The organism is Vibrio anguillarum (genome assembly GCF_001989995.2).
GTDB classification, from domain to species: domain Bacteria; phylum Pseudomonadota; class Gammaproteobacteria; order Enterobacterales; family Vibrionaceae; genus Vibrio; species Vibrio anguillarum.
This window is the reverse complement of sequence record NZ_JAHGUP010000062.1, coordinates 20,878-40,851: the sequence shown is the minus strand read 5'-3', so window position 1 is coordinate 40,851 and position 19,974 is coordinate 20,878. Positions and strand designations below refer to the sequence as shown.

21 protein-coding genes are annotated in these 19,974 nt (G+C 44.9%); 12 read left to right on the top strand and 9 right to left on the bottom strand.

Annotated elements, in window-relative coordinates; all coding sequences use genetic code 11:
• The first annotated feature begins 285 nt into the window (after positions 1-285).
• The 3 genes from fadI to PL85_RS14070 all read left to right on the top strand — a co-directional run bounded on the left by fadI (position 286) and on the right by PL85_RS14070 (position 4,416).
• Positions 286-1,593: an acetyl-CoA C-acyltransferase FadI gene (gene fadI / locus PL85_RS14080; RefSeq protein ID WP_017044558.1), complete on the top strand. Its 1,308-nt coding sequence runs from the start codon at positions 286-288 to the stop codon at positions 1,591-1,593.
• Positions 1,593-3,716 (top strand): fatty acid oxidation complex subunit alpha FadJ, encoded by a 2,124-nt coding sequence (gene fadJ, locus PL85_RS14075; protein ID WP_088721090.1) that lies wholly within the window; start codon positions 1,593-1,595, stop codon positions 3,714-3,716. The genes fadI and fadJ overlap by 1 nt, the downstream gene beginning before the upstream one ends.
• Positions 3,717-3,867: 151 nt before the next feature.
• Positions 3,868-4,416, top strand: coding sequence for an NAD(P)H nitroreductase (locus PL85_RS14070; RefSeq protein WP_013857243.1), 549 nt, complete (start codon positions 3,868-3,870; stop codon positions 4,414-4,416).
• A 61-nt stretch (positions 4,417-4,477) separates the two neighbouring features.
• On the opposite strand, the gene PL85_RS14065 is transcribed toward PL85_RS14070, so the two are convergent.
• Positions 4,478-5,353 carry a LysR family transcriptional regulator gene (locus PL85_RS14065; protein ID WP_115339657.1) on the bottom strand — a complete coding sequence of 292 codons (876 nt, stop codon included), beginning with the start codon at positions 5,351-5,353 and terminating at the stop codon, positions 4,478-4,480.
• 256 nt (positions 5,354-5,609) lie between these two features.
• On the opposite strand from PL85_RS14065, the gene PL85_RS14060 reads away from it, so the two are divergent.
• The 6 genes from PL85_RS14060 (at position 5,610) to recR (ending at position 11,356) form a co-directional block, all read left to right on the top strand.
• Entirely contained in the window at positions 5,610-6,728 is a 1,119-nt protein-coding gene (locus tag PL85_RS14060; protein WP_017044561.1) for a response regulator, read from the top strand.
• Positions 6,729-7,059: 331 nt separating this feature from the next.
• The gene (locus tag PL85_RS14055) at positions 7,060-7,425 is read left to right on the top strand and encodes a YbaN family protein (RefSeq protein ID WP_017044101.1); all 366 of its coding nucleotides are present in this window, start codon (positions 7,060-7,062) and stop codon (positions 7,423-7,425) included.
• Positions 7,426-7,582: 157 nt separating this feature from the next.
• Complete coding sequence (gene apt, locus PL85_RS14050) at positions 7,583-8,128, top strand: adenine phosphoribosyltransferase (protein WP_013857239.1); 546 nt, start codon at positions 7,583-7,585, stop codon at positions 8,126-8,128.
• A 21-nt stretch (positions 8,129-8,149) separates the two neighbouring features.
• The gene (gene dnaX / locus PL85_RS14045; RefSeq protein ID WP_115339658.1) at positions 8,150-10,294 is read left to right on the top strand and encodes a DNA polymerase III subunit gamma/tau; all 2,145 of its coding nucleotides are present in this window, start codon (positions 8,150-8,152) and stop codon (positions 10,292-10,294) included.
• An 82-nt stretch (positions 10,295-10,376) separates the two neighbouring features.
• The gene (locus tag PL85_RS14040) at positions 10,377-10,706 is read left to right on the top strand and encodes a YbaB/EbfC family nucleoid-associated protein (protein ID WP_013857237.1); all 330 of its coding nucleotides are present in this window, start codon (positions 10,377-10,379) and stop codon (positions 10,704-10,706) included.
• 50 nt (positions 10,707-10,756) lie between these two features.
• Positions 10,757-11,356: a recombination mediator RecR gene (gene recR / locus PL85_RS14035; RefSeq protein WP_013857236.1), complete on the top strand. Its 600-nt coding sequence runs from the start codon at positions 10,757-10,759 to the stop codon at positions 11,354-11,356.
• Positions 11,357-11,434: 78 nt separating this feature from the next.
• Here recR and PL85_RS14030 read toward each other — a convergent pair whose 3' ends face one another.
• The gene (locus tag PL85_RS14030) at positions 11,435-11,683 is read right to left on the bottom strand and encodes a YkgJ family cysteine cluster protein (protein ID WP_013857235.1); all 249 of its coding nucleotides are present in this window, start codon (positions 11,681-11,683) and stop codon (positions 11,435-11,437) included.
• A gap of 158 nt (positions 11,684-11,841) precedes the next feature.
• On the opposite strand from PL85_RS14030, the gene PL85_RS14025 reads away from it, so the two are divergent.
• The gene (locus tag PL85_RS14025) at positions 11,842-12,282 is read left to right on the top strand and encodes a YcgN family cysteine cluster protein (RefSeq protein ID WP_017047805.1); all 441 of its coding nucleotides are present in this window, start codon (positions 11,842-11,844) and stop codon (positions 12,280-12,282) included.
• Positions 12,283-12,304: 22 nt separating this feature from the next.
• Here the strand turns inward: PL85_RS14025 and PL85_RS14020 are convergent, their stop codons facing one another.
• From PL85_RS14020 to gap, 5 genes are all read right to left on the bottom strand, one after another.
• Entirely contained in the window at positions 12,305-12,655 is a 351-nt protein-coding gene (locus PL85_RS14020) for a hypothetical protein (protein WP_013857233.1), read from the bottom strand.
• Positions 12,656-12,805: 150 nt separating this feature from the next.
• The gene (locus PL85_RS14015; protein ID WP_222717268.1) at positions 12,806-13,729 is read right to left on the bottom strand and encodes a ChaN family lipoprotein; all 924 of its coding nucleotides are present in this window, start codon (positions 13,727-13,729) and stop codon (positions 12,806-12,808) included.
• Positions 13,730-13,799: 70 nt separating this feature from the next.
• Positions 13,800-14,621, bottom strand: coding sequence for a 23S rRNA (guanine(745)-N(1))-methyltransferase (gene rlmA, locus PL85_RS14010; protein WP_088721095.1), 822 nt, complete (start codon positions 14,619-14,621; stop codon positions 13,800-13,802).
• A gap of 119 nt (positions 14,622-14,740) precedes the next feature.
• Positions 14,741-15,625 carry a D-hexose-6-phosphate mutarotase gene (locus PL85_RS14005; RefSeq protein ID WP_115339660.1) on the bottom strand — a complete coding sequence of 295 codons (885 nt, stop codon included), beginning with the start codon at positions 15,623-15,625 and terminating at the stop codon, positions 14,741-14,743.
• 155 nt (positions 15,626-15,780) lie between these two features.
• Positions 15,781-16,776 carry a type I glyceraldehyde-3-phosphate dehydrogenase gene (gene gap, locus PL85_RS14000; protein WP_010317219.1) on the bottom strand — a complete coding sequence of 332 codons (996 nt, stop codon included), beginning with the start codon at positions 16,774-16,776 and terminating at the stop codon, positions 15,781-15,783.
• Positions 16,777-17,113: 337 nt separating this feature from the next.
• Here gap and msrB point away from each other — a divergent pair, with 337 nt between their 5' ends.
• Positions 17,114-17,518: a peptide-methionine (R)-S-oxide reductase MsrB gene (gene msrB / locus PL85_RS13995; protein ID WP_013857228.1), complete on the top strand. Its 405-nt coding sequence runs from the start codon at positions 17,114-17,116 to the stop codon at positions 17,516-17,518.
• Between the two features lie 47 nt (positions 17,519-17,565).
• Here the strand turns inward: msrB and PL85_RS13990 are convergent, their stop codons facing one another.
• Complete coding sequence (locus PL85_RS13990; protein ID WP_013857227.1) at positions 17,566-18,390, bottom strand: DUF2989 domain-containing protein; 825 nt, start codon at positions 18,388-18,390, stop codon at positions 17,566-17,568.
• Between the two features lie 101 nt (positions 18,391-18,491).
• Between PL85_RS13990 and PL85_RS13985 the strand changes: the two genes are divergently transcribed.
• Positions 18,492-18,776, top strand: a complete 285-nt coding sequence (locus PL85_RS13985) for a YeaC family protein (protein ID WP_013857226.1) — start codon at positions 18,492-18,494, stop codon at positions 18,774-18,776.
• A 92-nt stretch (positions 18,777-18,868) separates the two neighbouring features.
• Here PL85_RS13985 and ansA read toward each other — a convergent pair whose 3' ends face one another.
• A complete protein-coding gene (ansA, locus tag PL85_RS13980) occupies positions 18,869-19,882 on the bottom strand; it encodes an asparaginase (protein WP_017044568.1) in 1,014 nt (337 codons plus the stop codon).
• Between the last annotated feature and the right edge of the window lie 92 nt (positions 19,883-19,974).

Sequence of the window (19,974 nt, the reverse complement as noted above, 5' to 3'; positions counted from 1 at the left end):
CCCTTCCTACTTGAAGCCGCAGCGGTGTTGGCTACGTTCGTTCACCCCAATCACATAGTTTGCCTATGCTCATGGGGACTCACTCACTTGCCGCCTACCTGCAACTCCAAGTTGTTTGGGTATAACTCCATTATTCATTTAAAGATTAAGTGATTATCCATCTCCTTTCCCTACATTACTTTCTTCGATTCGATGCGAATATCACGTTTATTTAAACACTTGTTTGATTGTTTTAACAACCTCGTTACAATGTGCCAGGTCAGACCTCTATTCTAAGGAGAAACAATGGGCAAACAGGAAGTCAAAACGCGCTCTGGTGAGCGTGTGGCTATCGTCGCGGGGTTGCGTACCCCTTTTGCGCGTCAAAGTACCGAATTTAGTCAAGTTCCTGCAGTCGATTTAGGCAAGATGGTGGTGAGTGAACTGCTTGCGCGAACGGAACTCGATCCTAAATTGATCGAACAACTCGTCTTTGGACAAGTCGTGCAAATGCCTGAGGCACCAAACATCGCGCGTGAGATCGTTTTAGGGACAGGAATGAGCATCCATACCGATGCCTACAGCGTCACACGAGCGTGCGCTACCAGTTTTCAGGCGGCGGTGAATGTGGCTGAAAGCATAATGGCTGGCACGATTGATATTGGTATGGCTGGTGGTGCCGATTCGTCTTCCGTTTTGCCGATTGGAGTGTCTAAAAAATTAGCCGCTAGCTTACTCGCTTTAAGTAAAACCAAAACCGTTGCTCAGAAACTCAGCATCTTAAAATCATTATCTTTTAAAGATTTAATGCCAGTCCCCCCCGCGGTCGCTGAATATTCAACGGGCCTTTCGATGGGGCAAACGGCTGAGCAGATGGCAAAATCTCATCACATAAGCCGACTGGATCAAGATGCTTTGGCACATCGTTCTCACTCTTTAGCTTCACAAGCTTGGAAAGAGGGCAAAATCCAAGGCGAAGTCATGACGGCATTCCCAGAGCCCTATAAAAAGTGGATCGCTGAAGATAACAATATTCGTCATGACTCGACTCTGGAAGGTTATGCCAAGTTACGTCCAGCGTTTGATAGGCAATATGGTAGCGTGACGGCCGCCAACAGCACACCACTCACCGATGGCGCTGCCGCTATTCTATTAATGCGTGAAGGCCGTGCTAAAGAGCTTGGTTTGGAGATTATGGGTTATATCCGTTCTTACGCTTTTTCAGCGATTGGTGTTGAACACGATATGTTAATGGGACCGTCTTATGCGACACCGTTAGCCTTACAACGTGCAGGTATTGAGCTTTCCGATCTCACATTGATTGACATGCATGAAGCGTTTGCCGCGCAAACCCTCTCTAATATGAAAATGTTCGCCAGTGATAAGTTTGCACAGGAACATCTTGGTCGAGCAAAAGCGATTGGCGAAATTGATATGGATAAATTTAATGTGCTAGGTGGTTCTATTGCGTATGGTCACCCCTTTGCGGCGACGGGTGCGCGCATGATCACACAAACACTGCGTGAACTAAAACGACGTGGTGGTGGTTTAGGGCTGAATACCGCTTGTGCAGCGGGTGGTTTGGGCGCGGCAATGATTTTGGAGGTTGAATAATGAGCACAGAGAGAGCTTTTCATTTAACAATTGATGAACAAAATATTGCGTGGCTGGCGATTGATGTTCCCGGCGAAAAAATGAATACGCTACAAGCGGCGTTTGCCCAAGAGATGCAAGAGGTTTTTGCGACCTTGGAGGCTCAAAAAACCAGCCTAAAGGGGATGGTGATTCACTCGCTTAAGCCAGATAATTTCATTGCTGGAGCGGATGTCCGTATGCTGAACGCTTGCCAATCGGCCAGCGAAGCACAAGCATTGGCCAAGCAAGGTCAGGAGATGTTTCAAACCTTATCGGATTTGCCATTCCCAGTGGTTGCCGCGATTCATGGCCCATGCTTAGGTGGTGGTTTAGAGCTGGCGCTGGCTTGTCACTACCGGGTGTGCAGCGACGCGGACATCACGCGTTTGGGTTTGCCCGAAGTGCAATTAGGCTTGCTACCAGGCTCCGGTGGAACGCAGCGGTTACCGCGTTTGATTGGTTTGTTACCTTCTCTCGACTTGATTTTGACGGGTAAACAGCTGCGCGCAAAAAAAGCAAAACAGCTGGGTGTTATTGATGCTTGCGTAGCAGAGACTATCTTGCTGGATGTGGCCAAGAAGTATGTGCTCGATAATTCTGGGAAAAAACGTCATCAGGCCAATACGTCGGCCAAAGAGAAATTAATTTCTCATACGCAGCTTGGTCGCAAATTAATTTTTGATCAGGCCGCTAAAAAGACTAAGCAAAAAACACGAGGTAATTACCCAGCCGCAGACGCGATTTTAGAGGTGATCCGTCACGGTTTAGATCGTGGTTTGAAAGCCGGGTTAGAGCTTGAAGCGAAGCGATTTGGTGATTTGGTGATGAGCTCGGAATCCAAAGCACTGCGCTCGATTTTCTTTGCCACCACCGAAATGAAAAAAGAGACGGGCAGCGACGCAAAACCTCAAACCGTGAAACGTATCGGCGTATTGGGCGGTGGTTTAATGGGGGCAGGGATCAGCCATGTTAGCGTTGCAAAAGCCAAGGTTCCCGTACGAATCAAAGATGTTTCGAATGATGGAGTATTAAACGCGCTCAATTACAACTACAAATTATTCGATAAACAGCGCAAGCGTCGCATTTTATCCAAAGCGCAGATGCAGACAAAAATGGCGCAATTGTCTGGCGGGATTGATTTTACCAGCTATCAGCATATCGATGTTGTCATTGAAGCGGTATTTGAAGATCTCACGCTTAAGCAGCAAATGGTGGCTGATGTTGAAGCGAATGCCAAAACCAGCACCATTTTTGCGACGAATACTTCTTCGCTTCCAATCCAGAAAATTGCAGCGAAGGCGGCGCGTCCAGAGAATGTGATTGGGTTGCACTATTTCAGTCCTGTTGAAAAAATGCCTCTGGTGGAAGTGATCCCTCATCAAACCACATCGCAAGAGACGATAGCCACAGTAGTGGCCTTGGCGAAAAAACAGGGCAAAACGCCGATTGTGGTCAAAGATTGCGCTGGTTTTTATGTTAACCGTATCCTTGCACCTTACATGAATGAAGCAGCGCAGATCCTGATGGCGGGTGAGTCGATTGAAAAGATAGATACGGCTTTACTCGATTTCGGTTTCCCAGTCGGCCCTATCACGTTATTGGACGAAGTGGGCATTGATGTTGGCTCGAAAATCATGCCAATTCTAGTGCAAGAACTCGGCCCACGTTTTCAAGGACCAGACGTATTTGATTTGCTGCTCAATGACAACCGCAAAGGGCGTAAAAGTGGTAAGGGATTCTATACCTATAAAGGTAAGAAAAAAGAAATCGACAAATCTATTTATAAATTGCTGAAAATCACGCCAGATGCTAAACAGAGTGATAAGGAGATCGCGCTGCGTTGCGTGCTACTTATGCTGAATGAAGCCGTACGTTGTTTGGATGAGGGCGTAATTCGTTGTGCGCGAGATGGCGATATTGGTGCGATTTTCGGTATCGGTTTCCCGCCGTTTTTGGGCGGCCCATTCCGTTACATAGACCAAATTGGTATCAAGAAATTAGTGGAAATGATGAATCAACATGCTGAGAAGTATGGCGATAAATTCGCTCCTTGTGATGGGCTACTGACTCGAGCTGGGGTTGAAGCACGTTTTTATCCGTAGTCATCTCGGCTGTTTTCATCCATATGTTTGCTTAAATTAGGCGAGGGAATATCCTCGCTTTTTTTCATTTATAGCCAATGAGGTCATCTCTTTATGCGAGTTATTCTCAGTTTGGTATAAGATTATGGAAAATCATCAATAAGGAATCGAAATGGATGCACTAGAGTTGCTGCTTAACCGTCGTTCAATCGCCAATCTCACATCGCCTGCACCTGAAGGTCTGGTCTTGGAAAATATTATTAGAGCAGGCTTGCGAGCGCCCGATCATGGCGGTTTAACCCCTTGGCGTTTCGTGATTGCTCAGGGAGCGGGTTTGCAAAAGTTGTCGGGTATTTTGGCGTCTGCTGTGCGAGCGGATAACGGCAGTGATGCAGAGATAGAAAAAGCGAAAAATGCACCGTTTCGAGCACCCATGGTAATCACAGTGATCGCGAAAGTTACGGAGCATGAAAAGGTGCCAGCGATTGAACAGCATCTCTCTGCGGGATGCGCAGTACAAGCGATGCAAATGGCTGCGGTAGCCCAAGGTTTTCAAGGTTTCTGGCGTTCGGGAAGCTGGATGTTCCACTCTCACGTTCGGCAAGCATTAGGTGCTAAGGGCGATGATCAAATCGTTGGTTTCTTATACCTAGGAACTGCAGGGTGCACGCCAATGAAAGTGCCTGAACGTGATTTGAGTAAATTTATTGAGTTTCTATAGCGAGTTTATTGACTATCTGCCGCTGCGATAACTCATGGCCCAGCAATGCTGGGCCTAAAATCTAGTGGATGTGATAGGCAATCACAAAATCAATAAATAGCCTGACTTTTTCAGGTAGATGATCCTTGTGGTTATACAGCATATAAATATCACGAGGGTTGGAAACCCAGTCTTCCAGTACTCTGACTAAGCTGCCTTCTTCGATAAATTCTTTAATCATTACATCTGGCATTAAGGTGATACCCAGCCCCTCAGAGCAAGCGCTGCGCACTACGTTTAAAGCGTTGGCCTGAAAACGACCAGTATCACAATTGACCACGCATTCCCCTTTATTGTTGGTCAACTGCCATTTTACTAGAGGATATCCCTTCAATAATGAATGATTACTGAGCTCTTCGGCATGAGTTGGTGCAGGGTGTTTCGCTAAATACCCTGGGCTTGCGACTAACACATCTTTCACTTCATTAATTTTTCGCGCAATCAAACTGGAGTCTCGTTGAGGTCCAACTCTAAAAATGACATCCCATTCGGTTGGGTCGAGTTGATCGGCCTGATTGCTGGTGGTCAATTCTATGTTGATATCTGGGTACTGCATCATGAAGGCATTGAAGATAGGCATCATCATGCGTTTCGTGACATTAGATGGTGACGATATTCTTAGTTTGCCTGAAGCGCCACGACATTCATCGGTGAGCTCTTCTGCTGTTGCAGCTAAGCGATGCAGCAACGGTGAGCACTCTTGAAAAAAACGTTCACCCGCTTCAGTCAGCGAAAGTTTTCGAGCATGGCGATTCAACAATCTAAGATTCAGAGAATCTTCCAATGCTTGAATGCGTCGGGTAATGGTCGCAACGGGGATCATTGTTTTACGAGAAGCTGCGGTATAGCTTCCATTTTCGACAACCAGTCGAAAGAGGTTTAGGTCATCTAATTTCATTGTTCCTGACACATTATTTTTCGAATTTGAGTAATTTATACGTATATCATTTGTCAAATCTTGAGTCATATCAACTTGTTTGACGAAAGTAACATTCCGTACAATCCATACATAGCCCATATATATAGTATGCAACCGAGTTACAAAGTGGAACATTTGTATAAATCTTATTTTGCGACTACTTTATAAAGTAACCTATCAATTTATCCTATAACAATAAAATGACTGCTTTTTAAAAGCATTGTGAGGCAGGATTATGTATAAATCTCACATTCAGGCTAGTGAGTTCTTGGCGAAAAAACCTTCAGACAATCAGCACGTCGAGCAAAAACTGATCATGCTCGTTGATGATGACCCAATTTTTAGGCGAATAACCAGTGGTTATTTGTCGGCTCAAGGCTATAAAGTGCTTGAAGCTGAAAATGGCTTAGAGGGGTTGCGCAAGTTAAAAGATGCGGAGCCTGACCTTGTTGTGTGTGACTTAGCAATGCCAGTACTGAACGGCATTGAGTTTGTTGAAGAGGTGAGCCTTGAGTATCCCTCGCTGCCACTGATTGTGGTCTCTGCAACTGATGAAATGGCTGATGTTGCAAAAGTGCTGCGATTTGGTGTTAAGGATTTTCTTCCTAAACCGATTGGTAACCACCAGTATTTAAGCAGTGCAATAGAAAGTACGCTCGAAGATACGTTCAGTCGTTTATCTGATCAGCGCGATTTTTCGACGCAATGGTTCCGGGTCGATGATGGTGGTGATATTCCAGAAGAACAAGAGTTGCATTGGCATCTGGAGTATTTACGAGAAAACCCCAGTACCGCGAAAGATTTGCTGCACGCGTTATTACCAGAAAAGGATACTTCACAAGGCAGTTGGAAGTGTAGTTACCGTCTTTTACAATCGGCGGATGTGATGCCGCTGGTATTTGACTATGCGTGGTTGATGAACGGGCAGTTTGCCTTTTACTTGGTCGATTCAGATGCTCATTATGAAAATAGTGTGGCTTCAACATTGCTCGTTCGTGCTCTGTTTCACGATTATCTTCGCAACTTAAAAAGCTTCAGTGCCGATCTGAAAGACCTTGCCGACATACTGGAAAAAGGTATTGAATGCTCAGAGTGTGCTAATCCAATCAACGCAGTATTCGGTATTGCGGATTTAAGCGAAGGTACACTCTCTATCCTGCCAGCTGGGCTCGACAGTCAATGGTCAAATGGCTACTTAACTCAACATATTGCTGCGGGTGTTAGCCTTGGGCAGAACTGTTTAAAAAACTTTATCACTAAAGATTTACCGATCAACTCAACTTGTCAGCTATCAACTAATCGCTTAGGTTCGAGTAGTTTCAAACTCAATATTTACCAAGGTGGCAGCAGTTAATAACCTTATCTTTAGTCGGTGTTTGCGGTGATTTGTTTGAGGTATAGTTCGCGTCTAGAACAACAATCACCCAATTCGTTTACGTTACATTAACTTTGTTTATGGTGCCAAAACGAACGGAGTCATCCAACACTAGAGAAGTTATGATGGAAGAGCAGAATTTTAAAGAACCTTACAACATTTTTTATTTTTTAGGCTTTATTGCCGTACTTTCGATCCCTACATTGCCAGCAATACTGACTTGGATCCGTGTGTTTAATGGTTATTCAACTTTCTGAGTTGGATAGTACGTTGGGAGTTCACCATCAATATTCGTCATTTTCTTCTTACGGTGGCTGGTGGGCTCTGCCTTCTGTTAGGCGTGATAGGCATATTCTTACCGCTACTCCCCACAACCCCTTTCATACTCCTTGCTAGCGCTTGCTTCTTACGAAGTAGCCCTCGTTTTCATGCTTGGTTGCATCAACATCAGACGCTAGGCCCAATACTGGATAATTGGCAGCAACATGGCGCTGTTTCGCGGCAAGTGAAACAACGGGGATGTTTGTGGATTATTCTAAGCTTTATTTTTTCCATCTGGGTTGTCCCACACTTTTGGCTCAAAATTATGTTGTTTACTATGCTTGTGGTCCTGATCACTTGGTTTATTCGACTTCCCACTCATGAGCAGGTTGCTAACCAACAAGAAAATCACTAGCATTATGGGGAAGTGTGCCCATTCTTCGAATGGGCGTTTGTTTTTTCAGCGGCTAAGATATTGTGGCTTATCTATGTTGCTGAGAGCTCACGCTCTATCATTCTGATACGTAAATGTATCGTGAGAAATGAAGAGCCAATCTAAGTAAATGTAAGTTATGACAACCGAAACTATCTCTTTGATCAAATCGAGCATTCAAAGCATCCCTAACTACCCAAAACCTGGCATTTTGTTTCGTGATGTAACTAGCCTGCTAGAGGATGCAAAAGCCTATCAAGCAACCATTGCTTTATTAGTCGAAAAATATAAAGACATGGGCTTTACCAAAGTTGTGGGTACAGAAGCGCGTGGTTTCCTATTTGGCGCGCCATTGGCTTTAGAGCTTGGTTTGGGGTTTGTACCTGTACGTAAGCCGGGTAAGTTACCACGCGAAACGTTAGCTCAATCTTACGAATTGGAATACGGTACTGACACATTAGAAATTCACGTTGATGCGATCAAACAAGGTGATAAAGTGCTGGTGGTGGATGATCTACTGGCAACGGGTGGTACGATTGAAGCGACGACTAAATTGATCCGCCAGCTTGGTGGTGAAGTTGAGCACGCGGCTTTTGTCATCAACCTGCCTGAAATTGGCGGAGACAAACGTTTACAAGGTTTGGGCCTGAACGTTTATAGTATTTGTGAATTTGAAGGTCACTAAGCTAATCAACTGGACGTACTCATGAGTTATCTTGCCTTAGCGCGAAAATGGCGACCAACAAAATTTAATGAGGTGGTGGGACAAGCACATGTCTTAACTGCACTAGAAAATGCGTTGGCCCAAAATAGATTGCACCATGCGTATTTATTCAGCGGTACACGTGGTGTAGGCAAGACGACGATTGGTCGCTTGTTTGCCAAGGGGTTAAACTGTGAAACAGGTATTACGGCCACACCTTGTGGCCAATGTGATACTTGCCGAGAGATTGACCAAGGCCGTTTTGTTGATCTTTTAGAAATAGATGCGGCATCACGAACCAAAGTCGAAGATACGCGCGAATTACTTGATAACGTGCAGTACAAGCCTGCTCGCGGTCGCTTCAAGGTGTACTTAATCGATGAAGTGCACATGCTGTCGCGCCACAGTTTTAACGCTTTGCTTAAAACGTTGGAAGAGCCGCCTGAGTATGTGAAATTCTTGCTCGCTACGACCGATCCGCAAAAGCTGCCGGTTACGATTTTATCGCGCTGCTTACAGTTTCATCTTAAGCCGATCAGTGTTGAAAATATCCACGATCAGCTTGAGCATGTTTTAGCGGCAGAGCAGATCCCTTGTGAAGCGAGAGCATTAAGAATGATCGCTCATGCTGCCGATGGCAGTATGCGTGATGCACTTAGCTTAACTGATCAAGCGATAGCACTAGGTAATAAACAGGTGATGGCCGATGTAGTCGCCCCAATGCTTGGCACGCTAGACACAGATCAAGCACTCCATTTACTGCAAGCCATTAGCAGTAAACAGCCTCAAACGGCGATGGATAGCGTTGCACATTTAGCACAAAATGGTGTGGATTGGGATGGATTACTACAACAACTCGCGGTGCAGTTACACCGTATTGCGATGTATCAAGCGTTGCCAGCAACACTGGACAAAACCCAACCTGACTCAGAGAAAGTGCAACTGCTTAGCAAAGCACTGAGCCCACAAGATGTGCAGCTCTATTATCAAATTGCTTTAAAAGGGCGTGAAGATTTAGCACTCTCGCCAACCGCTCGAACGGGGCTGGAAATGATTGTGCTACGTATGATGGCGTTTCGTCCGGCTTCTGTATCGTTGGTGAATACGTTCAGTACTGAAGTGAGTTCAGATGTCGCAGTGCCAAGCCACGGCACTCCTTCACTACAACCCGCATCCGCGGCAACGCCTCTAACTGAACCTAAGCAAACGTCGGTGGCTCCCGTATCGGACAGTCAGGTTAATGAGCCACAAAGGCATGAGGATACTCAGCCTGATTATGGCATCGTTCAAGATTACGATAACCGCTATGCGGATATGAATGATGACATGTCCAGTGCAATGGAATATGCCCCAGAATCGTATGAGCCTGCACCAGTTCCTCAACCACCGGCACCTTCTTCAGCTCCACGTCTCTCACCGATTGCAGGGCTGCGACACCAGTTGCGTTCACAGCGCCAAGGGGTTGCTCAGCCAACAAAAGGAGTGAATGAAACAAAGAGCAACGGGACAAAAAAGCCTAATGCGGCATCGACTAAATCTGAATCTGTGCTTGAGCGTGTTGCCTCGCATGGAAAATCAGCTCGAGTGTCGCCTTTGTCAACATCCGCTCCTGAAGCCGCCCCAACCTTGGACAACGAGCCTTATCAGTGGCGTCCAACGCTGCAACCTGTGGTGGTTGAACAAAAAAAAACAGAGCTGACACCGACACAAATTAAGCAAGCGCTAGAACATATTAAAACGCCAGAGATGGCAGAAAAGTTACTTGCAGAATCGATAGAACAAGATGAGTGGGCAGCTCTGATCCACCAGCTCGATATTGCCAAGTTAGTGGAACAATTAGCACTTAATTCTGTCTACCACAAATCGGGCTCATCAATCGAGCTAGTGCTGCGGCCAAGTCAGGCCCATCTTAATACCGATAAAGCACAAAGCGAGTTGTTAGAAGCGCTCAATGAGACATTAGCTGAAGAGTGCCACCTTAGCGTGACAATTGGTGAGCAAGGTGAGACTCCATTGGAGCTTAGAGAGCGTCTTTACCAACTCAAATTAGAGCAAGCATTGAACAGCTTGGAGGCCGACCCTCACGTAATGTTCTTCAAGCGACGTTTTGATGCGGAACTTGATCGCGACAGTGTGCGGCCGATTTAATCAATTAAGCGAGTGTGGGGTTGAATCTATATGTTATGACCCCACCTTATGTGAAACACCCAATTCAACCAGAGAGATAAACATGTTTGGTAAAGGCGGTATGGGCAACCTAATGAAGCAAGCCCAACAAATGCAAGAGCGCATGCAAAAGCTACAAGAAGAAATTGCGAATATGGAAGTGGTTGGTGAGTCTGGTGCTGGTCTGGTAAAAGTGACCATTACTGGTAGCCACAGCGTACGCCGTGTAGAGATTGATGAAAGCTTAATGGAAGACGACAAAGAGATGCTAGAAGATCTGATTGCCGCCGCTTTCAATGATGCTGCGCGCCGCGTGGAAGAGACTCAAAAAGAAAAAATGGCTTCTGTCACTGGCGGTATGCAATTACCACCAGGTATGAAGATGCCGTTTTAACGAACGACTTTTTAACAAACAACCTTTTTAACAAACAAAATAGGTTACTAATGCGTACCAGTCATATGCTGGAGCATTTGATGGAGGCCTTACGTTGTCTGCCTGGGGTGGGTCCCAAGTCAGCACAGCGTATGGCCTTTCATTTGTTACAGCGCGATAGAAAAGGCGGCTTACAGCTCGCCGATGCTTTAAGCCAAGCCATGACAGAAATTGGACATTGCAGTGAATGTCGAACTTTCACTGAAGAAGAAACTTGTCATATTTGTAGCAACCCTAAGCGGCAGGATAACGGCCAACTCTGTGTAGTCGAAAGCCCTGCTGATATTGCGGCCATTGAAGCTACAGGCCAATATTCTGGACGTTATTTTGTTCTGATGGGGCACTTATCACCTTTAGATGGTATCGGCCCGAGTGATATTGGTTTAGATACGCTGGATTACCGTTTGCAACGTGGTGGCATTGCCGAAGTCATTCTTGCCACTAACCCAACCGTTGAAGGGGAAGCGACCGCGCACTACATTGCGGAATTATGTCGCGCCCATCAAGTCTCTGCGAGCCGTATTGCTCATGGTGTGCCTGTTGGCGGTGAGCTTGAGCTTGTTGATGGCACGACGCTATCACATTCTTTGCTTGGCAGACAAAAGCTGTAGCACCTTTCGAATCATTGCCCTAGCTGCTGGGGCAATTTTGAGTGACGCCATTAATTAATGGCAAACAAAGCAGTGCCATCAAGTGATTTTTTCGAGTTCGGTAATGTTGCTCAAAGCTTCTTGGTTCGTGTTGCCACAGACCATCGGGCAAGGCTTAAATTCGTGGCATACTTTTGGACGTTCAGGCTTACCAAATAACTTGCACAAATTAGCGTCATTAAGTTGAATGCAACGTACACCTGCTGGCTTTCCTTGCTCCATACCCGGGATGGAGGAAGAAATACTAGGGGCGATACAACACGCACCACAACCAAGTCTGCATTCCATAATTGAGTACCAGTAAAAAGAAAAGGGTGACGATCCTAGCAGATGTGACCGAAGTGTACAGCAATAGCTTCCTAAATTAACAAGCCGTTTTTATCCTTGAACTTTGGTTGGTGTGGAGGTATAACACGCACCCCATTCGTTAAGTAAGATAGAGACTCATGAACACACCATTCTGGCAAAATAAGAAATTAGAACAAATGACGGAATCGGAGTGGGAGTCGCTTTGTGATGGATGCGGTAAGTGTTGCTTACACAAGTTAATGGATGAAGATAGTGATGAGGTCTATTACACCAATGTCGCTTGCAGTTGGTTAAACAGCGATACCTGCTCATGCAAGGATTATCCAAACCGCTTCAATTCTGGTGAGGAGTGCTTAAAACTGACGCGTGATAAAATTGATGAATTTAATTGGTTGCCGGATACGTGCGCCTATCGTGTACTGTCAGAAGGCAAAACATTGCCGCAATGGCATCCTTTGATTACCGGCTCCAAAGAGGCGATGCACGCCGCGCAAGAAAGTGTTCGCAACAAAGTCGTTTATGAGATTGATGTTATCGACTGGGAGGACCACATCATCAACCATCCAAACCGCAATTAATATCCAATAGAAATCTAAAAGACTAGAGAAGCAGTAACAAACCTCCTACTGTTGCTGCGGCGGAAAAATATTTCCCTGCGGAATAGGAGCTATCGTCTTCTTCTGGTTTTTTATCTGGATGATCTAACCCCAAAGCACCATGAGCAAATGACTCCACTTTGCCTGTCACGGTTTTCTCTTTGTTTTCTAACTTACTCTCTTTGTCGAGTTGTTGCAGCGCTGCGAGCAAGGCTTTGCCTTCATCAGACAAAGTGACGGTATTCTGCTCCACTTTGAGCGGGGCAGAGGGGGCGGATGCCGCTGTAGAATTTGCTTGAGCCTTAACTTGCTGGAGTGAATGCAGTTGCGCTGAGCTTGTCCCTACCGGTGTCATACTTCTCTCCTATAAATGCCATCAGTTAATGTATCGACAGATTTATGAAAAACTTGTGCAAAAAATTCGCAATTTGTATGAAGTATGTACAAGCAAAAAACGCGCCTACTTTATATGAAAAGAATAAGCAGGCCCGTTATTCGCCGCTAATTAGTCGCAAGTGAGATCTGTGTTGCGATTCTTTATCTGTTGATAGGCTTGCATGCGATGCTCTGCTTGAACATAGGCGGTAGGAATTGGCAGTACAGTGAGTTGGAAATCCGGATATGATGCCTGGGTATCCTCTACGGGCGTGATGATGGCAACCTTTAAATCAGGATTTCGGCGAAGGATAGAATGCGCCGTGCCTAAACCCTGCTCGGTGTGGAACTTTCCTGCGATGTGCATCACCTGAGCTGTCGGGTGGTTTTGTAAATAATCCACCACGCTTTCTGCCATCGTTTCATCCCAAGCGACCTGAGCTGCGTACTGTTTTTCAGTTTGCTCTTTTGAACCGTGGTGCATTGATTCCATGAACTTCGCTTTGTATGGAGAGGCTGAGGTGTCAATTTGGTGTGCAACCTGAGCCCGCTCTACTGGCGTTAATTTATCAAGGTATTTGATCCCTACTTTGCCGATACAACGTACGAAAGGTTTAGGCGCATTAGCGGCAATGACATCCAACTGCTGTGATTTTGCAAATTCAACCAGTGGGCGGTAGTCACTTTGATAGTTTGGCCACGCTCTGGTCTGAGAAATAAGGTATTGTTCGCCGATTTCTCCTGCTAGATAGCGGTTCAGTATCTTTTGTTCATCGCGTGAAAATTGTTCCATAGACAAGGCTACATGGGTGTTTTCGCGGTTGAGTTGTGCCAATAGCTCGGTTTGGAAGCGATGAATGGCTGGGTGTGTATGCCACTCACCGACTAAAATGATATCGGCATTTTTTATCTCATTCGGCAGCGAATTGAGATTCAATGGTTTGCCGCTAGGGGTAGATAATTGGTAGTCATAAAAGTGAGCAATGGGCTTCGGCTGGTGCGAAGCACAGCCAAAAAGTGGTAATAGTAGAGCCAGAGAAGTAACTAAGCGCATGAGGGTCTCCATTTTGAATTTGGCATAATAATGGAGACACTATGGATTTGCAATATAATGAGAATTATTATCAACTAACTTTGCGGTAAACGCTGATCATAAAATCGGCCTCACAATTAAATTGCTCAGCTTGCTTTAATTGCGCTCTTAGCTTATCACTGGCCCGCCATGCAAACGGCGTCATCTGTAATAAATCAAAAGCATCGTTACCGCTTAATGCCATAGTGTAGTGCAGTTTTTGTTGCTCTACTAATGTAAACCCAGCTATCTCTTCTGCGGTTTCATCATGCAGTTGAACATTAGGATAGATCCCTTCTTTTAACTGATAGAGGTGCCTTGCCGCGGGTGTAACGGTAATCACCACTCCTTGGTTTTGAATGCAGCGGTAAAGCTCTTGCGCTTTACAGGGTGCATAAATTCGTAATATACCGGCTAGGGAAGCATCGTCAAAGGGCAAGCGGTGGCTGGAGGCAACGACAAAGTTGACCATAGGGTAGCGCTTTGCTGCATAACGGACGGCGATTTTAGAGATATCTAACCCATAGGTGACCGATTGTATCGAGTGTTGTGCAAGCGTTTGAGCGACAAATTGGGTGTAGTAACCTTCGCCGCAGCCAATGTCTAAAAACTGATAAGAAGAATCTTGCAGATATTTACTGCACAACTGAGCAACCGTTTGACGCATCAGATCGTAATGTCCACCTTCAAGAAAACGGCGACGAGCTTGCATCATCTCTTTATTATCACCCGGATCTTTTGAGCGTTTATGATGTGCAGGCATCAAATTGACGTAGCCCTCTTTGGCTATATCAAATTGATGATTATTTTCACATTTCAATATTTGCTGCTGTTGCAACAGAGGTTGCTGGCAAAGGGGGCACAGATACGCCATGAAGATCTCGCTTGAAAAACAAAGGCGCCAGTTTAGCGTCTGCGGCTAGAAATAAAAAGGACAGCGTGATTTCACTGCCCTCAGCATGAGTATGATGACGGAAAATTCGCCAAAAAAGCTTAGTTGGAAAAAACCGTCGTGACGAGCTGATGGCTTTCACCTGGTTGCAAGGTTTTTCCAGCGGATAAGCAAGGGGCATGCAGTGTAGATTCAATACACAGCATCGTTTGATAACCATCGTCAGGCATATCGGCCATTGATTGAGCGCCTTGAGCCCATGGATTCCACAAGACGGCAGAGTTGTGCCCAGAGTTTTCAACCACTAACGTGCGATTCAAAACAGGATCTTGGACCTGAATTTGTGCTTCAGGCGCGGTATAGACGCGATCAATCGTATCGGTGAGGATGAGTGTTGAACCACCTTGACACATTTTTGCATCTTGTAAGCTGTCTATATATTCAACGCCCATACCTGTAGTAGTGGTCTGGGTAATATTACCAACCTTGAGGTAGCTGTGCAGCGCTGCAGAAAACGTCCATGCTTTGTCATCCGTATTGGTCGTTTCTAAAGTGACTTTTAACTTGTCACCGATTTCAACATAAAGACGGGTTTTGAATTGAAATGGCCAAATAGCCAGTGTTTGGGGCGAATGGTCGAGCCCTAACACGATAATGACGCCCTGCTCGTTTTCTCTATGTTCAATCAATGCCCATTCACTGGTGCGTGCGAAACCATGGGCTGGTGCAGCAATACGGCCAAACCATGGCCAACAAACAGGGATCCCGCCTCTTAGAGCGGCTTTACCGTCAAAAATGGCCGTGTCACTCATCCAAATGAGCTCATCTTGTCCTTTAGGAGTGAATGAGATGACATGGCCGCCATGCATTGTAATTCCGGCGGTCGCTTTGTCATGAATAACGCGAACAATTTTAACGCCCTCTTTCTCAACGATGGTGACGTTGTCTGAAAGATAAGTCAGGGTAGGGAGAGATTGCAGATCCATAAATTCGATACCTCATACCATTCCTACCGGATAAATAAGTGAGGAACGGCTCGGATTGTCTAACGCAGTCCCATTAATGAAAGGGACAGATACTAAAAAGGCGACACAATGGCCGCCTTTTTGTTCTCAACGAATTTCTTCGCTAAACACTACGATTATTTAGAAACGTGAGCGATTAGGTCTAGAACTTTGTTTGAGTAACCGATTTCGTTGTCGTACCAAGATACAACTTTAACGAATTTGTCAGTTAGTGCGATACCAGCTTTAGCATCGAATACAGATGTGTTGATTTCGCCGATGAAGTCTTGAGAAACAACTGCATCTTCAGTGTAGCCTAGAACGCCAGCGAATTCGTTTTCAGAAGCGCGCTTCATTTCCGCACAGATTTCTGCGTAAGATGCTGGGTTTTGTAGGTTAACAGTTAGGTCAACTACAGAAACGTTCGCTGTAGGTACGCGGAAAGCCATACCAGTCAGTTTGCCGTTTAGTTCTGGGATTACAACGCCAACCGCTTTAGCTGCGCCAGTTGAAGATGGGATGATGTTTTGAGAAGCACCACGACCACCACGCCAGTCTTTCGCAGAAGGACCATCTACAGTTTTTTGAGTCGCTGTAGTTGCGTGAACAGTAGTCATAAGACCAGACTCGATGCCCCACTTGTCGTTAAGAACTTTAGCGATAGGTGCTAGACAGTTTGTAGTACAAGAAGCGTTAGAAACGATGTCTTGACCAGCGTAAGAAGCGTGGTTAACACCCATTACGAACATTGGAGTCGCGTCTTTTGAAGGACCAGTTAGAACAACTTTTTTCGCGCCAGCAGTGATGTGCTTACGAGCTGTTGCATCGTCTAGGAATAGACCTGTTGCTTCAGCAACCACGTCAACACCGATTGCATCCCATTTTAGATCTTCTGGGTTACGCTCAGCTGTTACACGTACAGTTTTGCCGTTTACAACTAGGTTGCCAGCTTCAACTTCAACAGTACCGTTGAAACGGCCATGAGTTGAGTCATACTTTAACATGTATGCCATATAATCTACGTCGATAAGGTCGTTAATACCTACAACTTCGATGTCGTTGCGCTCTTGCGCTGCACGGAATACGAAACGACCGATACGGCCAAAACCGTTAATACCTACTTTGATAGTCATTATAGTTGCTCCACAACTTAATTTCTGATTAAAGATAACTGGTAGTAAAATTACAGAATCCAGTAAATGTCTGCAACAGATAATCGGACTTAACTTGTTTAAAGTCAAAAAAAAGCGTCGCTTTTTTTCACAATTAATCGTAAGTGATTAAATTTTAAACTTTATACCGCTTCTGTTTACTTTCAGTTGGCGTAAAATACTTTAGCCTTCTAAGGCAGTTAGAAATTACATACCTACCATTTCATGGTGAGAAAGTATGTGCTACAAAGAGTGGAGTATGCAAGTTTTTGGCATAAAAAGTACCAGTTCAATATTGAGAAGAAGGGAAGTTTTGTAAGTGAAATCGAAGATTGAGAATAATGTTAAGCCTGATGAATACTGGCGTGAAAGACTAACGGATGATGAGTTTTATGTTTGCCGTCAACGCGGTACAGAAGCCCCGTTTAGTGGCAAGTTATTACATAATCGTGACACAGGTGTGTACGCGTGTACCTGTTGCAGCAGCCCGTTATTTGTCTCCAACAATAAGTATGATTCGGGGTGTGGTTGGCCAAGTTTTGATGCACCGATCAATGATACTGCAATCCGCTATCTTGAAGATTTAACGCATGGAATGATTCGAACTGAGATCCGTTGTGCGGTGTGTGATAGCCATCTAGGGCATGTTTTTCCCGATGGACCTCAAACAACAGGTGAACGATTTTGTGTCAATTCAGTGTCGTTAATTTTCAACAAAAAGTGAAAAAGCGGTGAACTTATCACCGCTCTTTGTTTTATGATTACATTTTGTTAGTTGGCAAAGTCGAGAGGAATGAGCTCTGGTTTAAACTGTCCATTTTTGATAGCGTCAACGATTTTTTCGGCGATATCGTCGAGTGCATCAAATTTTTCTTGATCAAACCCGTACAGCAATTTGAGTTCTGTCTCTGAAGCAACCGGCACATTGAATGTTTTTCCTACCATCGCCCAAATGTAAGCTTTTTCTTTCTGTTTGAGAATTTGGTTGGTACTGGCAAGAGATTTGATAGCATCAAGGTTGATACTGCCTTTTGGGCTGAGTTCTAAGGTTCGATGGAGCAAATAGATTGCTTTTTCTCGATCCCGTTGAACATAAAAAGTAGCGAGAGCGTATTGCATTTCTGCTGTATCTAGCTCGGGTTTACCTTCACGTTGTAAGAATTTTCTTTGTGCACTTTTATCACCAATCTGACTCCAGAGAAAGTATAAGGTTTCCGCGGAGCTGGATGACTGAAGCTCTTTTTCAATCTGCTCTAAATCTTTCCCTGTATTGACGAGTGCTGAAAATCGACGTTGTTTGAGTTCCGTTTGATCAATCGCTTGAATTTGTGAAGCGAGCTCGAGACATTTTCGATAAGCTTGAACTAATCCGTATTCTTTAATCTTGTTGCTATCGCTTGGATTTTTAAGTACTTCAAATCGATGCCAGATGAGGTCCGTGCGTGGAACTCTACATTGCCCATCATTTATATTGAGCCTTTCACAGCGCAAATTAGGATTATCAGCACATAGCTTGTCGGTATCTCTGTTATTCTCAAAGCAGCCACTTATAAGAAGTGATAGGCTGAGAATCATGGGCACTTTTATCAAATTCATAATATTAGCTTGTGATCAAATACACTTATTTATTGGGCTTGTCTTGACTCAATATCATGGCAAGTTATGTTTGTGACGAATTCGTTAATTAAGGATAGACCATGGATGCCGATCAACTCATTAACGCCATCACCCCCGAAGCTTACAAGCGATTAATGCACGCTGTTGAAACGGGTAAGTGGCCTGAAGGTACACCACTTTCACAAACACAGCGAGATTCATGCATGCAAGCTGTGATGTTGTATCAATCTAAGCATAATGTAGAAGCGGACCATATGACAGTTGCCGCTGGTGGAGAAATCAGTTTTAAATCAAAAAATGAGCTGAAAAAGCGCTTTCAAAACGGACAAGACGATATTGTTCGAGTCAATCCAAACCACGAATGAGTCTATTTGACTTGCACAGAATACAAAAATCCCCAATTCATTGAGTTGGGGATTTTGTTAATGAGGGGAAAATATATTGTGGGTGTTTAAAGCTATAAGCTCATTTCACCACGTAATACTTCCTGCATTTTCTGCTTCACTTCTTCATAAGAAAGATTCTGGCTCAGTAAATAGTGAAGCTTGGCTAAAGCGGCTTCGGGTGTCATGTCGTAGCCGCTGATCACGCCTGCTTCTGCAAGTGCACAGCCAGTTGCGTAACCGCCCATGTTGACTTTACCTGCTAAGCACTGAGTTAAGTTCATGACGATCACGCCACGTTCTGAGGCTTCTTTTAAATGCGCTAATAGTTGCGCATTTTGAGGTGCATTGCCCACACCAAAAGTCAGCAAAATCATCGCGTTGACTGGCTGTAATAAGGTGTTGCGGATCACTTCGTGAGAGATGCCAGGGTACATGGTAATCACACCGATCGGTTGTGGTGTAATGTTATGGACTCGGAAGGCTCCTTGCGGCTGTTCGCCAACTTTAACGTTACTGCTGATTTGAATATTGATCCCAGCTTCTAACAGCGGAGGAAGGTTCGGCGAGGTAAACGCATTAAAACCATCGGCGTGTGATTTGACACTGCGGTTACCCCGCATCAACTGATTATTGAAGAATAACGTCACTTCATTAATGGGGTAATTAGCGGCGATGTGCAATGCATTAAGTAAATTCGCTTGTCCGTCAGAGCGCAATTCGGCCAACGGAATTTGTGAGCCTGTCACAATGACGGGTTTACCCAAGTTTTCCAACATGAAAGAGAGTGCCGATGCCGTGTAAGCCATGGTATCCGTACCATGTAAAATCACAAAGCCATCGTATTTATCATAATTATCTCGAATATCGTTGGCGATTTGTTGCCAATCTTCAGGCGTCATGTCTGAGGAGTCAATCAGAGGGTCATATTCATGAATGGTGAACTCAGGCATTTCAGGGCGCTGAAATTCAGGCATACTTGCGAGTTGTTTTTCCATGAAGCCCGCAATAGGGACATAACCATGGTCGGATTTTAGCATGCCGATAGTACCGCCAGTGTAGGCGATGTAGATATGTTTTCTTGCCATAGCTAGAAATCACTCGTGTAGGGGAACAGAGCGGGGGATTATAGCGTATTCACTTAATATAAAAAGGGGCGCTCAACACAAAGCGCCCCAAT

What these genes read in the sequence shown, in the direction of transcription:
- recR (WP_013857236.1), top strand. Translation starts at nt 10,757, where the DNA reads ATGCGTACCAGTCATATGCTGGAGCATTTGATGGAGGCCTTACGTTGT.
- ansA (WP_017044568.1), bottom strand. Translation starts at nt 19,882, where the DNA reads ATGGCAAGAAAACATATCTACATCGCCTACACTGGCGGTACTATCGGC.
- rlmA (WP_088721095.1), bottom strand. Translation starts at nt 14,621, where the DNA reads ATGGCGTATCTGTGCCCCCTTTGCCAGCAACCTCTGTTGCAACAGCAG.
- PL85_RS14025 (WP_017047805.1), top strand. Translation starts at nt 11,842, where the DNA reads ATGAACACACCATTCTGGCAAAATAAGAAATTAGAACAAATGACGGAA.
- PL85_RS14005 (WP_115339660.1), bottom strand. Translation starts at nt 15,625, where the DNA reads ATGGATCTGCAATCTCTCCCTACCCTGACTTATCTTTCAGACAACGTC.
- PL85_RS14040 (WP_013857237.1), top strand. Translation starts at nt 10,377, where the DNA reads ATGTTTGGTAAAGGCGGTATGGGCAACCTAATGAAGCAAGCCCAACAA.
- PL85_RS14070 (WP_013857243.1), top strand. Translation starts at nt 3,868, where the DNA reads ATGGATGCACTAGAGTTGCTGCTTAACCGTCGTTCAATCGCCAATCTC.
- apt (WP_013857239.1), top strand. Translation starts at nt 7,583, where the DNA reads ATGACAACCGAAACTATCTCTTTGATCAAATCGAGCATTCAAAGCATC.
- PL85_RS13985 (WP_013857226.1), top strand. Translation starts at nt 18,492, where the DNA reads ATGGATGCCGATCAACTCATTAACGCCATCACCCCCGAAGCTTACAAG.
- gap (WP_010317219.1), bottom strand. Translation starts at nt 16,776, where the DNA reads ATGACTATCAAAGTAGGTATTAACGGTTTTGGCCGTATCGGTCGTTTC.
- dnaX (WP_115339658.1), top strand. Translation starts at nt 8,150, where the DNA reads ATGAGTTATCTTGCCTTAGCGCGAAAATGGCGACCAACAAAATTTAAT.
- PL85_RS14015 (WP_222717268.1), bottom strand. Translation starts at nt 13,729, where the DNA reads ATGCGCTTAGTTACTTCTCTGGCTCTACTATTACCACTTTTTGGCTGT.
- PL85_RS14065 (WP_115339657.1), bottom strand. Translation starts at nt 5,353, where the DNA reads ATGAAATTAGATGACCTAAACCTCTTTCGACTGGTTGTCGAAAATGGA.
- PL85_RS13990 (WP_013857227.1), bottom strand. Translation starts at nt 18,390, where the DNA reads ATGAATTTGATAAAAGTGCCCATGATTCTCAGCCTATCACTTCTTATA.
- fadI (WP_017044558.1), top strand. Translation starts at nt 286, where the DNA reads ATGGGCAAACAGGAAGTCAAAACGCGCTCTGGTGAGCGTGTGGCTATC.
- fadJ (WP_088721090.1), top strand. Translation starts at nt 1,593, where the DNA reads ATGAGCACAGAGAGAGCTTTTCATTTAACAATTGATGAACAAAATATT.
- PL85_RS14020 (WP_013857233.1), bottom strand. Translation starts at nt 12,655, where the DNA reads ATGACACCGGTAGGGACAAGCTCAGCGCAACTGCATTCACTCCAGCAA.
- PL85_RS14060 (WP_017044561.1), top strand. Translation starts at nt 5,610, where the DNA reads ATGTATAAATCTCACATTCAGGCTAGTGAGTTCTTGGCGAAAAAACCT.
- PL85_RS14030 (WP_013857235.1), bottom strand. Translation starts at nt 11,683, where the DNA reads ATGGAATGCAGACTTGGTTGTGGTGCGTGTTGTATCGCCCCTAGTATT.